At 63.3% G+C, this 14,902-nt stretch carries 11 protein-coding genes; 3 read left to right on the forward strand and 8 right to left on the reverse strand.

Going from position 1 to position 14,902, the window contains the following annotated elements; all coding sequences use genetic code 11:
* Nucleotides 1-124: 124 nt before the first annotated feature.
* A complete protein-coding gene (locus CJ179_RS51670; protein ID WP_179377738.1) occupies nucleotides 125-295 on the forward strand; it encodes a hypothetical protein in 171 nt (56 codons plus the stop codon).
* 73 nt (nucleotides 296-368) lie between these two features.
* Nucleotides 369-3,740 (forward strand): protein kinase, encoded by a 3,372-nt coding sequence (locus tag CJ179_RS36855; protein ID WP_095864717.1) that lies wholly within the window; start codon nucleotides 369-371, stop codon nucleotides 3,738-3,740.
* Nucleotides 3,741-4,171: 431 nt separating this feature from the next.
* Here the strand turns inward: CJ179_RS36855 and CJ179_RS36860 are convergent, their stop codons facing one another.
* From CJ179_RS36860 to CJ179_RS36885, 7 genes are all read right to left on the reverse strand, one after another.
* Entirely contained in the window at nucleotides 4,172-5,635 is a 1,464-nt protein-coding gene (locus CJ179_RS36860; protein WP_095864718.1) for an NAD-dependent succinate-semialdehyde dehydrogenase, read from the reverse strand.
* Nucleotides 5,628-5,831, reverse strand: coding sequence for a hypothetical protein (locus tag CJ179_RS36865; RefSeq protein ID WP_095864719.1), 204 nt, complete (start codon nucleotides 5,829-5,831; stop codon nucleotides 5,628-5,630). The genes CJ179_RS36860 and CJ179_RS36865 overlap by 8 nt, the downstream gene beginning before the upstream one ends.
* 314 nt (nucleotides 5,832-6,145) lie before the next feature.
* Complete coding sequence (locus tag CJ179_RS36870) at nucleotides 6,146-7,249, reverse strand: SDR family NAD(P)-dependent oxidoreductase (protein ID WP_095864720.1); 1,104 nt, start codon at nucleotides 7,247-7,249, stop codon at nucleotides 6,146-6,148.
* A gap of 13 nt (nucleotides 7,250-7,262) precedes the next feature.
* Nucleotides 7,263-8,711, reverse strand: a complete 1,449-nt coding sequence (locus CJ179_RS36875; protein ID WP_095864721.1) for an FAD-binding oxidoreductase — start codon at nucleotides 8,709-8,711, stop codon at nucleotides 7,263-7,265.
* 197 nt (nucleotides 8,712-8,908) lie between these two features.
* Nucleotides 8,909-9,256: a hypothetical protein gene (locus tag CJ179_RS50915; RefSeq protein ID WP_143548981.1), complete on the reverse strand. Its 348-nt coding sequence runs from the start codon at nucleotides 9,254-9,256 to the stop codon at nucleotides 8,909-8,911.
* A gap of 242 nt (nucleotides 9,257-9,498) precedes the next feature.
* Nucleotides 9,499-10,599: a hypothetical protein gene (locus CJ179_RS36880; protein ID WP_095864722.1), complete on the reverse strand. Its 1,101-nt coding sequence runs from the start codon at nucleotides 10,597-10,599 to the stop codon at nucleotides 9,499-9,501.
* Entirely contained in the window at nucleotides 10,596-11,984 is a 1,389-nt protein-coding gene (locus tag CJ179_RS36885) for an MFS transporter (protein WP_095864723.1), read from the reverse strand. Before CJ179_RS36885 ends, CJ179_RS36880 begins: the two co-directional genes overlap by 4 nt.
* A gap of 839 nt (nucleotides 11,985-12,823) precedes the next feature.
* Here CJ179_RS36885 and CJ179_RS36890 point away from each other — a divergent pair.
* Nucleotides 12,824-13,969 (forward strand): LLM class flavin-dependent oxidoreductase, encoded by a 1,146-nt coding sequence (locus tag CJ179_RS36890; RefSeq protein WP_095864724.1) that lies wholly within the window; start codon nucleotides 12,824-12,826, stop codon nucleotides 13,967-13,969.
* Nucleotides 13,970-13,987: 18 nt separating this feature from the next.
* On the opposite strand, the gene CJ179_RS36895 is transcribed toward CJ179_RS36890, so the two are convergent.
* On the reverse strand, nucleotides 13,988-14,896 hold the full coding sequence (locus tag CJ179_RS36895; RefSeq protein ID WP_095864725.1) for a LysR family transcriptional regulator: 909 nt from the start codon (nucleotides 14,894-14,896) through the stop codon (nucleotides 13,988-13,990).
* Nucleotides 14,897-14,902 lie beyond the last annotated feature (6 nt).

Genomic DNA, 14,902 nt, shown 5'->3' on the forward strand with positions numbered 1-14,902 from the left:
AAGGATACGGGCCGACGATACCCGGCCCGTGAGGTGACGCCGATTCGTCCGACCGACGATCGAACCGGCAAAAGGGGGTTTTGACTGCAGTGATCGCAGGTCCCCTAACGGAAGGACTGGGCCGGTGAAGGTCGGCGACAAGGTCAAGGTGCATACCGACGCCACCTCGGAGTCCGTCATCGTGAGCATCGACGGCGAGAAAGCGGTGATCGACGGCCTCCCGGTCGGTAATGTACTCCGCGAATGCCGTCGTTCCGAGGCGCGATTCGTCTCTGATCAGCGAAGATGCATGTAGGCTGATCTAAATGGGTTGATGGGATCTGTGTCTGGACAAGGTGCTGAGACCCGCCCAGGATCGAAGCGTTTGGATGATCGACGTTAACTCGGCTACACAGCGCGGCGTGCCTCATTCGGTGGCAGCCGAGCTGAAGGCGGTCGGACTCGAGGATGCTAAAGAGATTGGACGCGGTGGTTTCGGCGTCGTGTTCCGCTGCATGCAGCCTTCTCTGGATCGCACCGTTGCAGTCAAAGTCCTGGTTTCCGCTCTTGATCCTGAAAATGTAGGGCGCTTTGTGCGGGAACAGCGTGCGATGGGAAGGCTGTCGGGACACCCGAACATAGTCAATGTCTTTGAGGTCGGCGTTACCCGCAGCGGTCTCCCATACATTGTGATGCAGTACCACCCGAAGGATTCATTGGGGACATGGATCCGCGATAACGGACCCCTCGAGTGGGGCCAAGCGCTCCGCGTCGGTGTGAAGATGGCTGGCGCGTTGGAAACTGCACACCGTGTCGATGTCCTTCATCGCGACGTCAAGCCGTCGAATATCCTGCTCACCGAGTATGGCGATCCTCAGCTGACCGACTTCGGCATCGCTCACATGGTCGGAGCCTTCGAGACGAGCACTGGAGCTGTCACCGGATCGCCAGCCTTCGCCGCGCCAGAGGTCTTGGCCGGCGATTCCGCCAATCCAACTTCCGACGTTTACAGCCTTGGCGCCACTCTATTTTGTGCCATTACCGGGCATGTTCCTTTCGAACGGCGCAGGGGCGAGCAGATCGTAGCCCAATTCTTGCGCATCACCACGCAGCCGATACCTGACCTACGCGAGCACGACGTACCCAATGATGTCAGCGCAGCCATCGAACATGCGATGGCGCGCAACCCCAGAGACAGGCCCGCCACCGCAGCGGAATTTGGTGATGAACTTCGCGCGAGCGAGCGGCGGCACGACCGCCGAGTCGATGATATGGCAGTGCCTCGCCTCGCCGAAAGCAAGTATCCAGAAGGCGATCCTGTCGAGAGCAAACCTGGCGGGATCTCCACGGAACTGGCACAGAATCTGCCACTTGCACGCAGTACCTCTGAGCGGACACCTACGCTGGGGCGACACCGGTCGATGCCACCGAAGGTGCGAGGCAAGACGGGAAACTTACCCCTGGAGGTGACGAGCTTCGTCGGTCGCCGACGCGAGCTCGCCGAGACGAAGAAAATGCTGTCGGGCGCACGCCTGGTTACTTTGACCGGGATCGGTGGCGTCGGAAAGACTCGACTCGCTCTTCGCGTAGCTACCGACTCGCGGCGGGCATTCAAAGATGGTGTATGGCTGATCGAACTCGACGAGCTTCACGACGCAATGTTGGTAATCAGCACAGTCTCAGCGACCCTCGGCCTTCGTCACCAATCGGCCGATCCACCTGTAGCACTGCTGACCGACTACCTTTTCGGCAAACAGTTGCTGCTTGTGCTTGACAACTGCGAACACCTGGTGGATGCGGTCGCCACTCTGGCGAAAACGCTATTGCGAACCTGCCCGGGGGTACGGATATTGGCAACGAGTCGTGAACCTCTGTGCATCAACGGTGAAGCGACGATCCGGGTGCCCCCGATGTCGGTCCCGGGGATGGGGCCTTCCTCACTTCAAGGGCTGCCCCAGTACGAGTCTGTGAACCTGTTCGTAGAACGGGCGGTCACGGTCCTGCCGGAGTTCGAGCTCACCGAGGATAATCAGGCGGCCGTTGCGCAGATTTGTCAACGGCTGGAGGGGCTTCCGTTGCTTGTGGAGTTGGCCGCGGTGAGATTGCGATCCATGACAGCGCAGCAGATCCTAGATCGATTGACCGATAGGTACCGGCTCCTGAATGCCGGCAGTCGCGGCGCACCGTCGCGTCAGCAGACGCTGCGGTTGTGCATCGATTGGAGTTTTGAGCTGTGCACCACGCAGGAGCAGCAGCTGTGGGCTCGATTGACGGTGTTCGCCGGTAGTTTCCAACTGGATGCTGCGGAGGCTGTCTGCGCCGGAGGCATTCTTCCTGCCGACTTGCTCGACCTGGTCGCATCTCTGGTCGATAAGTCGATCCTCATCAGGGAGGAGGCAGGCGCGGTGGTGCGGTACCGGATACTCGAGACTTTGCGAGACTACGGCCGAGAGAAGCTGCAGATGAGCGGCGAGTACTCTGCCTTGCAGAGGCGACACCGGGACTGGTATTTGCAGTTTGTACTGCAGGCGGAGTCGGATTGGGTGAGTCCGAGGCAGTTGGAATGGATCACTCGCCTAGAGCGGGAACACCCGAACTTTCGTAGCGCTCTTCGGTTCTGCTTGAGCGAGCAAGACGATGCAGAAGATGGCCTGCGACTTGCGGCCGGGCTATTTCCGTTCTGGCTCTCGCGCGGCCATCTCGCCGAAGGCCGGCTCTGGCTCGACCGTGCGTTAGCCTCCAAAATGGTTACACCCACAGAAGGTCGGGCTAAATCTCTCTACCTGGCGAGTGTACTGGCGGGCATGCAAGGTGATATTCCGGCGGGAGAAACCCTACTAGCGAAGGGAAACGGCATCGCCGATGGATTCGACAACGACTCGATGTCCGCACTAGCAGGGTATGCAACAGGCTGCACGGCACTCTACAGCGGCAAACCTTCCCTGGCCGTAGTTTGCTTCGAGAAAGCAATCGCGGAGGCTCGGGGTGACGGTTATATCTTCTGCCAGATCGGGAGCCTGTTGGGACTCGGCCTTGCTTTCATGCTGCTCGACGATTCAGCGCGGGCAATCCACTGGTACGAGACGATGCTCGCCGTCACGGAACGACATGGTGAGTTGTTGTACAGCGGCCGAGCGTCGACGGTTGGGGGCTGGGCACTATGGAGAGGAGGTGACCCTGGACGGGCTACCGCTGTGCTCGAACAAGGATTGCGTCAGGCAAGTCGTGTCGACGATCCTGTTGGCTGCGCCCGATGCTTGCAGACATTGGCTTGGATCGAAGCCGACCAGTGCCGCGAGGATCGAGCCGCAGTGCTATTGGGTGCCGCCGAGAGTATGTGGCGTGACATCGGAGATCGCACGGCCAGTTCTGCCAGTCTTCTCGATAAGCTTCTCTACCAGAAGGAATGTGCGCGTCGAATCCGCCGTACGCTTGGTGATCGAGAGTTCGAGGAGCGGATTCGGCATGGAAATGCAATGAGTTTCGAGGAAGCATCCTCTTATGCGCTGAGAGTGAAAGATCCTTCTCCGCAAGCGGAGTCCGCTAAAGCTGCGATGAGACTGACCCGACGTGAGCGTCAGGTCGCGGACCTAGTCGCAGAAGGTCTCACCAACAAGGCGATTGCCGCGAAGCTGGTCATTTCACAGCGCACGGCGCAGGGGCACGTAGAACACATTCTTGCTAAACTTGGCTTCACCTCACGAACGCAGGTCGCCGCGTGGGTTATCAAGGCAGATCAGAAGCCGAATACCCAACCATAGGGTCGAGCGGTCCAGCATGGTTATCCTCAACCCAGCTCCGGTGCCCGCGTTGCCGGACAAGTCATGGAGGTTCGTGATGGCCAACCTGGGGGTTGTCACCGACGAGGTTCGCGAAGTTCGGGATCTGCCCTGGACGCGTGTACGGTCGTGGATCGGCCCGCCAATTGGGTTCGCCTCGGCTCAGGGCTGGGCGTGAAGTTCCACTACCAACGCACGTCCCCCCGTCGACTCCACAGCTAATTGAGTGGACCGAGACAGCATGTCACAGCGACAGCGCGGCATGGGATTACGAACAGGACGTTGACTGTCTCGCCCGAGCGGCCTCGCATCTCACGTATGAATTCGGGTCAGTTAACTTCGCCGCTCTAGAGATCTCCGCGCTCGACTATGGCCAGACCTGGATGACCGGTCGACGATCCTCGGTCGGGCGACTATTGGCCAGACGCGAAGCCGATGTACTTGGTCTCGAGATACTCCTCGATGCCTTCGGTGCCGCCTTCGCTGCCGAGTCCGGACTGCTTGACTCCACCGAACGGCGCGGCGACGTCGGAGATCACTCCGCGGTTGACGCCGACCATGCCGCTCTCGAGCTTGTCGGCGACGCGGAACGCCCGGTCGACGTTCTGTGTGTAGATGTATGCGGCGAGACCGTATTCGGTGTCGTTGGCGGCGGCGACGCCCTCGGCCTCGGTGTCGAAACCGGTGATCGCGGCGACGGGTCCGAAGATCTCCTCGCGGACGATGCGCGCGTTCGCGGGCACCTCGTCGAGGACGGTGGGCTGGAAGAAGTAGCCGGGACCGTCGACGGACTTGCCGCCGGTGCGGACCCGGGCGCCCGCGGCGACGGCGTCGTCGACGAGGGACGCCACGTTGCGGCGCTGCTTCTCGTTGACGAGGGGGCCGACGTTGGTGCCGGCTTCGCTGCCCGGTCCGACGGTGAGTGCGGCGATCCGGTCGGTGAGCTTGGTGGTGAATTCCTCGCGCACCGAGTTGGCCACGATCAGGCGGTTGGCGGCGGTGCAGGCCTCGCCGCCGTTGCGCATCTTCGCGGCCATCGCGCCCTCGACCGCGGCGTCGATGTCGGCGTCGTCGAACACCACGAACGGGGCGTTGCCGCCGAGTTCCATCGAGGTGCGCAGAACCTGCTGGGCGGACTGCTCGATGAGGATCTTGCCGACCCGGGTGGATCCGGTGAACGTCACCTTCCGCAGCCGCGGATCGGCGAGCAGCGGTTCGGTGACGGCGGCGGCGTTCGACGCGGGCAGCACCGACAGCACACCGGCGGGCAGGCCGGCCTCGGCGAAGATCTCGGCGAGCAGCAGCATGGTGAGCGGGGTGTCCTCGGCGGGCTTGACGATGATCGTGCAGCCGGCGGCGAGCGCGGGGCCGATCTTGCGGGTGCCCATCGCGAGCGGGAAGTTCCACGGCGTGACGGCCAGGGTGGGTCCGACCGGAACCTTGGTGACCATGATCCGTCCGCTGCCCGACGGTGACGTGGTGTAGCGGCCCTGGATGCGGACGGCTTCCTCGCTGAACCAGCGCAGGAACTCGGCACCGTAGTTCACCTCGCCGCGGCTCTCCGGCAGGGCCTTGCCCATCTCCATCGTCATCAGCAGCGCGAGGTCGTCCGTGCGCTCGATGACCTTCTCCCACGCCGAACGCAGGATGATCGACCGCTGCCGGGGCGCGGTCGCCGCCCATTCCTCCTGGACCGCCGCAGCGGAGTCCAGCGCGCGCATCGCGTCCTTGCCGCCGGCATCGGCGACGTCGGCGATGAGGGTGCCGGTGGCCGGGTCGTAAACCGGGAACGTGCCGCCGTCGATCGGGTCGGTCTGGGCGCCGTCGATCCACAGACCGGTGGGCAGGGTGGCGCGGAGCCGTTCGAAATCAGTCATCGGAGTCCTCGTGGTGGGAATGGTGGTGATCGCACGCCTCCGGGGTGGGGGCGACGTCGAGGGCGGGGTTGCGGTCGAAGAATCCGACCGGCTTCAGCCAGAAGGACACCGTGTCGGCAGGCATGATCGGCGGTCTGCCACGGTCCAGGCCGGCAGTCCACAGCACGCACGCTCCGGCCGACGAATTCGACTGCATGCCAATGCTATTTAGCGAGCCGGGCATGATCGGCAGTGAGTGTGCTCGATAACGCCCGGCCGCAGGAGAATGGTGAGTGGTGATCGAACATCGCCGGATCCGCCGCCGGCCACGGCGGACCTATTAGGCGTTTGAGCTGACCACCAGGCTCAGGTCCTAGGACACGGCGGAGATGCGGAGAGGGGAGTGCGCAGCGAGTACGGGACCGCGCCCTGGCCCGTGGACTCGTGTGTGTGGCTCGCCGGGTCGCCGACCGACCCCCGCTTGGAGGCGACGATGCACCGGCGGTGTGCATGCCGGTCGGCGGTATGGCGTCAGACCGGGATCGTGACTTCCTGGCTCGATTCCACCCGGTGGACGCGCAGCGACAACTCCCGCATTCCTAGGGAGGGGAGCATCCCGACGAAGGCCCGGCCATGTTCCGAATCGGCGTGTTGATCGAGCGCTGACTGCGACTCCCATTCCTCATAGACGTAGAAGACCCCCCGTGCCACTAGGTCAGCGCTGATAACAAACGAGATGTTGCCCGCGTCGTGGACCGACTTCGCCACTAGCTCCCCGATGGCGGCGCTGGCCCGGTCATGCAAGGCCGCGTCGATCACGAGGCGTCCGCTTTGGACTATTACTGCACCGTCTGGCACCTGTCCGCGCCCCGTCATCTGGTCGATGTCGTCGTGCAGTTTCTGTCGGACATCCGGGGTGAGCGAGACCAGGAACGTGTCATCGCGCAAGCCGGCGAGCAACGCGTCCGCGACCTCGTCGGGGCTCTGAAGGGCCTCCAGCTCGAGTCCGGCTTCGAAGACTTCGGTCGGTATGCCAACTAGGGGAACATTGAGCGTGTGCCGCGTGTTGGTGATGTCCGGGCAGAGCAAGGTGACGCCCACGCCTTGCGGTGAGAGGTAGGCGTTCAGCGTGCGGGCGAGGCCGATCAAACCGGACTTCGACAACGTGTAGGCACCCCCTAACGGCACTTGCTCAGGAAACAGCCCGAGGCTCGATGAGGTGACGATGAGGTGGCCATAGCCTCGTGCCACCATTTCGGGTCCGAACTCGAGGAAGGCACGGACAACGCCGACAGCGTTGACGTCCAGAACATGCTCCCACCGTTCGAGAGGGATCTGCTCCAGCGGGCCGGCTACCGAGGTGCCTGCATGGCTCCAGACGATGTCGGTCTGGCCCATCACCTCGGATGTCTGACGGTGCAGGTCTGCGAGATCCTCTGTTCGGGTGGTGTCGCAGGCGACCGCGAAGGAGCGCCGCCCGAGTCCCTCGACCTCGGACGCAACCGCCTTGGCTGCGGCCTCGTCGATGTCGGCGACGACGACATCACAACCGGCGCGCGCGAGCGCGAGAACACCGGCTCTGCCGATACCGGCTCCTCCTCCGATGACCACTGCTGTCTTGTTGAGAAGATCCATTTCAACGTGCCTTTCAGACGGGTTGGCTCATGGTGTTGGTCAGATTTACGCCGTCAGGCGTTTCCCATTCGTTGATGTTCTGGTAGCCCCCGGCACCGGCCAGGTAGTCGGCGAAGACGCCCTCCGGATCGCGGTCGGCGCGGATCACCTGCAGCCGCTCCCATGCGTCATCGCTCAGGCATTTCACCCTGCGGTGTTGCTGGTCGGAGTCGCCCCAGTACTGCCCCTTCGTGTAGGGCTCCAAATGCTTCATCGCTCCGAGCGACCACTGCCGGTATTTTTCGTCATCCGCTGCGTCGCTGTAGATGATGTACACCCCGACCATCATTTCGGTCATCAACGACATGGCCTGGTCGGGTCCTTCGTGGGGAAGGGTGTACTGGAAGAAGGTATGGCCGGGCTCGTTGCTGGGCCGGTCCATGACCAGCGTCTGCGCGGCCGCAGCGATCTTCTCGTACGGTCCTTCGACCCAGGCCGACTCGACCCGGTAGCGGAAGCCCTTGGGATGGGTGACGTCGACGAACTCGTACTCGGACTGCATTGTCGTGGGTTGAGCATTGTTCACGATCAGCGCGTGCTCGCAGTAGGGTGCGGTCGCCAGGGGTGCCAGCGCCTGCTCGGCCTCTTCGCGGGTATCACAGAAGGCGAGTCCCCACACCGCGAAGACGTAGCCTCCCGCGTGGCCGGGGATTTCGAACTGTGGATTCATCGACACCGCGACCAGGTGGACGCTGGGCGCGATGTCCTTCTGCGCTTCGGAGAGCCACTCGAGAATTTCGGCATACCGCTCCACGGGATAGATCTGCATCGTCCCGGTAAGAGCCTTGGGTAACGGCCGGGTCTGGAGGTGGAATCGGGTGATGACCCCGCAGAATCCGGGCCCCGCTCCGCGGGCCGCCCAGAAAAGGTCCGAGTTTTGATCCGCATCGGCGCGAACAAGGTCGCCGTCGGCCGTCACGACATCGATCGCCAGAACCTGCTCTGACGCCCAGCCCCAGCCCCGATGATTCCACCCCATGCCGCCTTGAAGGAGGAAGCCGCCGATACCGACCGTCGGGCACGGCCCGCCAGGGAAGAACCGCCCGAACTGCTCGAGGTAGACGCCCAGCTCGCTGCCGCCCTGGACGGACGGGGTCACGCTGACGACGCCGGTGTTCTCGTCGAGAGAAAATTCTTTGTAGCCGCCGAGGTCGATCAGGAGTGCGTCGTCGCGCACGCCCCACACCGGGAAGCTGTGTCCGCCAGACCTTATGCCGACCTTCCAGCCACGTTCCTTGGCCAACCGAACGCCCTCAACGATGTCGTTCTCGGTTTCGGCCATCAGGACGGCCGGGGGAAATCGGTCAGGATATCGACTGTGGAACACTCGGCCGATGCGTGCATTCTCATAGCCCTCATCGTCGCGTTCGAAAAGGGTTCCGGTGAATCGGGTTTGGGCCGTGAGGGTCGGGTTGTCGATCATGGATGGTATTTCTCCTGTATCGGAGCGTGCGCAATTCGGTCTGCCGATAGCGACGTCGTGGTGATTGAAGGTAGGTTCTGAGCTGTCGATGTCGAGGGTTGTCGGGTGCTGGCTATCCGGCGAGGTCGGTGTCGAATCCCATTGCATTCCGTGGCCAGTGCTTCACCGTGACCAATGCCTGCTTGCGAGATGTCCTCTCACGGATGATGAATCCGCCTCAGTTGGTGCTCGGGGGTCATCGTCTTGTCCGATTCTTTTATCGAGCGCTGGTGTGCTTGCAGCTTCGTCGCGGCTTGCTCTGAGAGAGCGCGAATTGTGGACGCATCCAGTAGCCATGTCCATCGCCGGTACCTGAGTAAACACGAGATGCGCTCCCAGAATTGCGTCCGATCGATCCCGAACTGCACCCAGATGTCCTCTGACGAGGGTCCGTTGAAAGGTAGCCATTCGATGGCGAGTTCGAGGATCAGTTGATCGTCGCAAGGGCGGGCGGCAGCGTTCGATCCTCTACCGGCGCTGCCACCACGTTGACGTTCATTGCTCATGCGGAGGTTCAATCTGTGAGTGCCCAAAAGGGATCGATGGCCATGAATAGGAGGCCTGCGCGGTTGTTCCGAGCGGGAGCGGTTGCCGGCGCCGGGCGTGCTGGTGTGTTGCTCCACGGGAACCCGAACCCGGGCTGCATGCAGGGGGCTCGCCAGCTCGCTCGCGCAGAGCGGGTTCGGTGCGTCCGTCAGAGCATGGGCGCGCTGATGCTTTGGCGGCTCGAGCACGTCGTTGGGGCGATCTATTGCTGTGTGGCGTATTCGGCGAGGTTGGTTTCGAATCCTGTTTGTGTTCCCAGGGCCAAGACTTCGCCGTTGTCGATGTCTTCTTGCCAGACGAGCGATCCCGTGGAGGTGTGCAGGGGGTGGTCTTGGACGGTGAGGATGCGGGCCCCTTCTCCGCTGATGGTGTGTGCGTGTGCGGCCCATCCGGGTGCGGACAGCATCAGGTCGCCTGCGGACCAGTCGAAGCGTTGGCCTTCGACGATGCTGTATCCATCGCCGGCGAAGTGGTAGTTGATGGCGGAGCTCATGTGCCGGTGGGTTCCCCCGGCGAAGTCGCCGCCGATCGCGGTGATGGTGGCGAAGAACGAGGGTGTGGTGCCGTTGAGGCGTCCGGTGGAGGGGTTGTACAGGCAATACAGCGGCCGACCCGTGTACCCGGTTTTGAGGCCGAGGACGCCGCTGAGGTGTTGGCTGACCTCTGACCAGGCGAAGAGGAGGGGGGAGTCGGTGATCGGGTCGGGGTCGATGATGTGTTCGTAGGGCAGGAGTTGACTGCCGTCATCGCCCAACGCGATAGCGGGTGCGAGGTCTTTCGCGCGGCGCCCCGGTGCGGAGACGACATTGTGGTCGTGGGTTTCGACGGTGCTGCCGAAGTCTTCGTAGTAGGCGGAGATGGCTTCCAGCAGTGCCGCGTTGGTGTAGCGCAGGTACCTGAAGGCGGTGGTGCCGTTGTTGGCCAGCGCCTCGAGGTTCATCGACGGCTTGGTCCACACGTCTTGCTGGACCACGTGCATGGTGCGGGCCCCGATACTGACGGTGCCGCTGCCGGCCAGACACATCGACAGGCCCGTGGTGTTGGCGCGGACGGGGACGGTGGATTCCCCGGGCAGGAGGACACCGAGGCTGACCTGTGTGGCGGGGGCGAGGCCGCGGACCCCTTGCGGCGCTTGCGGATGCACGATCAGCATCTCGCGGCGGCCCCGGTCGTCGGGTTCGCCGGTTTCGAGTGCGGTGAAGGCGGTTTCGATCTCGGTGGCGCTGATCATCAGCGGGGACCATTGTTCCCGCTGGTATCGGGGTGTCTGGCGACTGTCGAGCAGGTGGGCGTGCGGGCTCATTTCTTCTCCTGGATCGGATCGGTGATGTCGGGTGTGGTGGGTTCGAGGGATATGCCGGCGGTCTCGGGGGTGAACCGCATGACGAGGGCGCCGAGGAGAGCGGCCGATGCCAGGTAGCCGACGAACAGGTAGGCAACGTTGTGTTGCGCGGTCCACTGCTGCAGGTAGGGGGCGGTTCCGCCGAACACGACGGCGGAGAGCGCATAGGGCATGGCGATGCCTGAGGCGCGCACGCCAACCGGGAACAGTTCGGACAGGACCGCCGGCAGGATCGAGGCGACGAAGGCGAACAGTACGAGCGCGATCGTCATGGCCAGACCGAATTGCCATGCGCCTTGTCGGGCGAGGTGGTCGAGGGGGAAGGCGGTGACGGCGACGCCGAGACCGTAGATGTAGAAGCTGCGGCGTCGACCGATACGGTCCGACAGGGAACCGAGCAGCGGTAGGACCGAGGCGCTGACGGCGAGCGCGATCACGCCGGCCCACAATGCTGCCGTGGGGTCGAGGTGGGCGACGGAGATTGCCCAGGTGGGTCCGCTCACTGCCCAGGCGTAGAACATGGCGGTGACCGATGCCATGAGCAGGAATACGCGTGTCCCGGCGGCGCGGTAGGTCCACAGATTCGCAAAGAGAGACCGTTTCGAGTCGGCGTTCCGGGTGGGGGCCGCGGTGGCTGATGTGAAGGCGTGGGTTTCTTCCATGCCGCGGCGGAGATAGAGGGTTACCAGGCCGAGCGCGGCGCCGAGGAGAAAGGGCAGGCGCCAACCCCAGGTGGCCATCTGGTGCTCGCTGAGAGCGGTGGTCAGGAGGGCGCCCATGATGGTGGCGGCCATGATCGCGAGGAATCCGGAGACATAGATCGAGGAGGACCACAATCCTCGCCTGGCGGGAGGTGCTTCTTCGGCGATGTAGGTGTAGGCGGCGGCGACTTCCCCGGTGTGTGCGAGGCCTTGCAGCAGTCGAGCGACGAGAAGGACTGCGCCGGCGAGTACACCGACGGAGGCGTAGGTCGGTGTGAGACCGATGAGGAGCATCCCGGTCGAGGCACAGCCGATCGCGACGAGCAGTGAGTGCTTGCGGCCGAATCGATCAGCCATCCACCCGAAGAGGAGTCCGCCGAAGGGGCGGATCGCGAATCCGACGCCGAATACCACCAGGGTGGACAACAGTGCCGAGGTGGCATTCTGCGGGTTGAACAGTGCCTTGGCGAAGAAGGGTGCGAAAACGGCATAACAGGTCCAGTCGAATACCTCGAGACCGTTTCCGAGTGTGACACCGACCAGGCTGCGCCGTTGCCGCAGTGCACTGGTGGGCGTTTCGGCGGGGCTGCCGGGAAGCGGCGTGCTCGTGCTCGGGTCAGGACGATCGGTGGGCGGTGCGTTCATGACACGTCCTCGTTCAGTGGTAGATGTGGTCGGCGACCATCACGGCTGCACGCTGGTCGTCCAGGTGCTTGCGGATCCTCGCCGGAGCTCCTTGGGCATGGAAGCCCGTGACCCCCAATGTAATTCCGTCACACAACTACGTGAACACACGAGCGGGGAGGGAAAGTTACACTGCATCGACGTCCACCGCGGTCAGGTTCGTGTCGCCCACGTGCTGGATCCGGGTGCCGTGCTGATCGGACCAGACGAACGGCACCGTCGACGCGTGGCGCGGAGAGGGCGGATTCCCGATGTTGGCGCGGCGTTCCCGGCGTGCTCGCGGGCGTTGGTCCAGGGCTCCACCGCATTTCCTCGCCGTAGCGGGGGTTGAACCAGCGGCCGCAGTCGCCGATGGCGTAAGCGTTCGATGAACGGGTCCCAGAGGCTCGTGCAATTCCACCCCGGTCCCAGGTGATCGAATTCGAATCCTTCGGTTGGCGAGGTCTTTTGCTCGTCCTCGGCGGTGTTCGTCGTAACGGTTTCCGACACGGGGCGATGCGGTATCCGGTCTCCCGTGCCGATGGTGGACATGGTCCGGTCCTTTCGTGGGCTCGCGACAGCCCCGCCTCGAAATCGGTGCTCCAGGTCACACTAAGACCCCGCCGCTATATAAAACAATTACCGAAAGTGAGATAAGGGCATAAGCCCAAACCTATTTCGCAAATGACAATCAAATAACTGTTTTCTTATGGACTCATCAGAAAGATGACTCTTGCCTTATGTCGTGGGGACGATAGTGTGATTGCGATCACTATCAACCTTGTGCGGTAAGTTCCCCGCAGCACTCGAAGAGGACCACCATGAAGCCGAGAACCGAAGACCCTGCGCAGCTGAGCCTCGGGTACTTCTTTCCCAGCGGGAAGACCAATTTCCTGTACTCGGACGAAGCTGCTCGGCGAACACCGGCGATGACGAAAGCCAACCTGGTCGAACTCGCCCAGGCGGCCGAACGGGTGGGCTTCGACTCCCTGTTCATCGCCGACAACTGGTCCGGGCACCAACGCGTCGCCGAAGAGTTCGGGCACCAGTCGCCGGCGTATCACGCGCCGCTCCTGGCCATGGCCCTGCTGGCAACGACGGAGCACATCGGCGTCATCTCCACGTTCCACACCACGCACCACAAGCCCGCCCATGTCGCCCGAATGGGCGCCACACTCGATGCGTTCAGCGACGGGCGGTGGGGCTGGAACGTGGTGACGGGATTCAGTGCCGACGAGGCGGCACTGTTCGGGGAGCCGTTCATCGACCACGACGAGCGTTACGTCATGGCCGCCGAATTCGTCGACATCGTCAAAAGATTGTGGACCGAGCACGAACCCATCGACGTCGACGGCAAGTATTACCGCGTGGCCGGGCGAATCAAAACTCCCCGCCCCGTGCAGGATCCACACCCCTTGTTGGTCAGTGCGGGCGCCTCTCCGGCGGGCGCCGAGTTCGCTGCACGGTTCTGCGACCAGTTGGTGACGTTGGCAAACACCGAGGAGTTGGTGCGCGAGGTCGATCGCCGGCTGGCCGCGCTGACCGAAAAGAGCAAACGAGCGGTGGGCACGTGTCCGTTCTCGATGGCGATCGTGCGCCCGAACGAGGGCGAGGCCGAGGAGGAATATGCGCGTCTGCTGCAAACTCTCAACGTCGAGGCCACCAAGGAGATCGCCGCTGATGTGCTCGGATCGATCGAATCCTCCCGGTCGATGTACGAGAAGATGGGGGAGGGCGAAGCCACCCGCGCGTTCGGCGGTGCCGGATCGGTTTTGCAGCTGATCGGAACCCCCGAACAGGTCGCGGAGAAGATCATTTCGCTCAAGCACACCACGGCGACATCGAATGTGCTGATCAACTTTCCTCTGTGGAGTCCGCAGGAGCTGGAGTCGTTCTCACCGGTGTTGCCGTATCTGCGGGAAGCGGGAGTCTGGTCGCCGCCGCAGGAGCGGAACTGGTCGTGGTGACAGTGAGTGACCGCGGCGTCACCGCGACCGGAGCGCGTCACGGATCTCGTCGACGGCCGCTTGCTGCAGCGGCGAGAAGAACTTGTCCCGCCGCCACAGCAACGCAATACGCTCGGTGAGTTCGAGGTTGGGAACGGCCAACTCCTGTAGTCGGCCGGCGGCGAGGTCGGATTCGACGACGTAGCGCGGGGCGAAAATCGCCCACGCGTTCTCGGCGGCGGCCTGCTTCATCGGCTCGGCATGCCCGAATCTGATGATGAAATTCGGTTCGACGTCGCTGAGCCGGGCGAGCTGTTCCGTCAGGTTGCGTTGGTAGATCACCTCCCGCGGCGCGCCGACGAACGGCAGCGCCAATGCCTCGTCGAGGGACAGCGCCCTCGACGGGGCGACGAGGCCCGGCCCGGCGCAGAGGGTGATCGGCTCGGTGCGGATGACCTCGGAGGACATGGTATCCGGGAGATGCCGCTGATCCCAGGTCACGACGGCGAAGTCCGCCTCACCGGTTTCCACCGCACGCAACGCTTCGTTGGGTTGCGAGCTGGAAAGGGTGAGGTCCGCACCGGGCCGGCCACGCTGGAACCGGGACAGAATCGGCGGTAGGAGGTAGCTGCCCACCGCCATGCTCGACGCGATGGACGCGGCGCCGCCTCTCCCCGATCCGAGTTCGTCGACGTCGCGCCTGATCTGGGCTGCCGAGGCCAACATCTCCTTCGCCCACTGGTTGGCGCGTACGCCCGCCTCTGTCAACAGCATGCGGTTACCGCGGCGGACGAACAGCTTTGCACCGAGCCATGATTCGAGAGCCCGCAACTGTCCCGAGACGGCCGGCTGGGCGACCATCAGCACTTCCGCGGCTCGCGTGACACTTCCCTCTTCGACGACGAGCCGGAACACTTCCAGACGTTTGAGCGACAGTTGTGCTTCCATGGTCCC

The organism is Rhodococcus sp. ACS1 (assembly GCF_002300155.1).
GTDB lineage: Bacteria > Actinomycetota > Actinomycetes > Mycobacteriales > Mycobacteriaceae > Rhodococcus_F > Rhodococcus_F koreensis.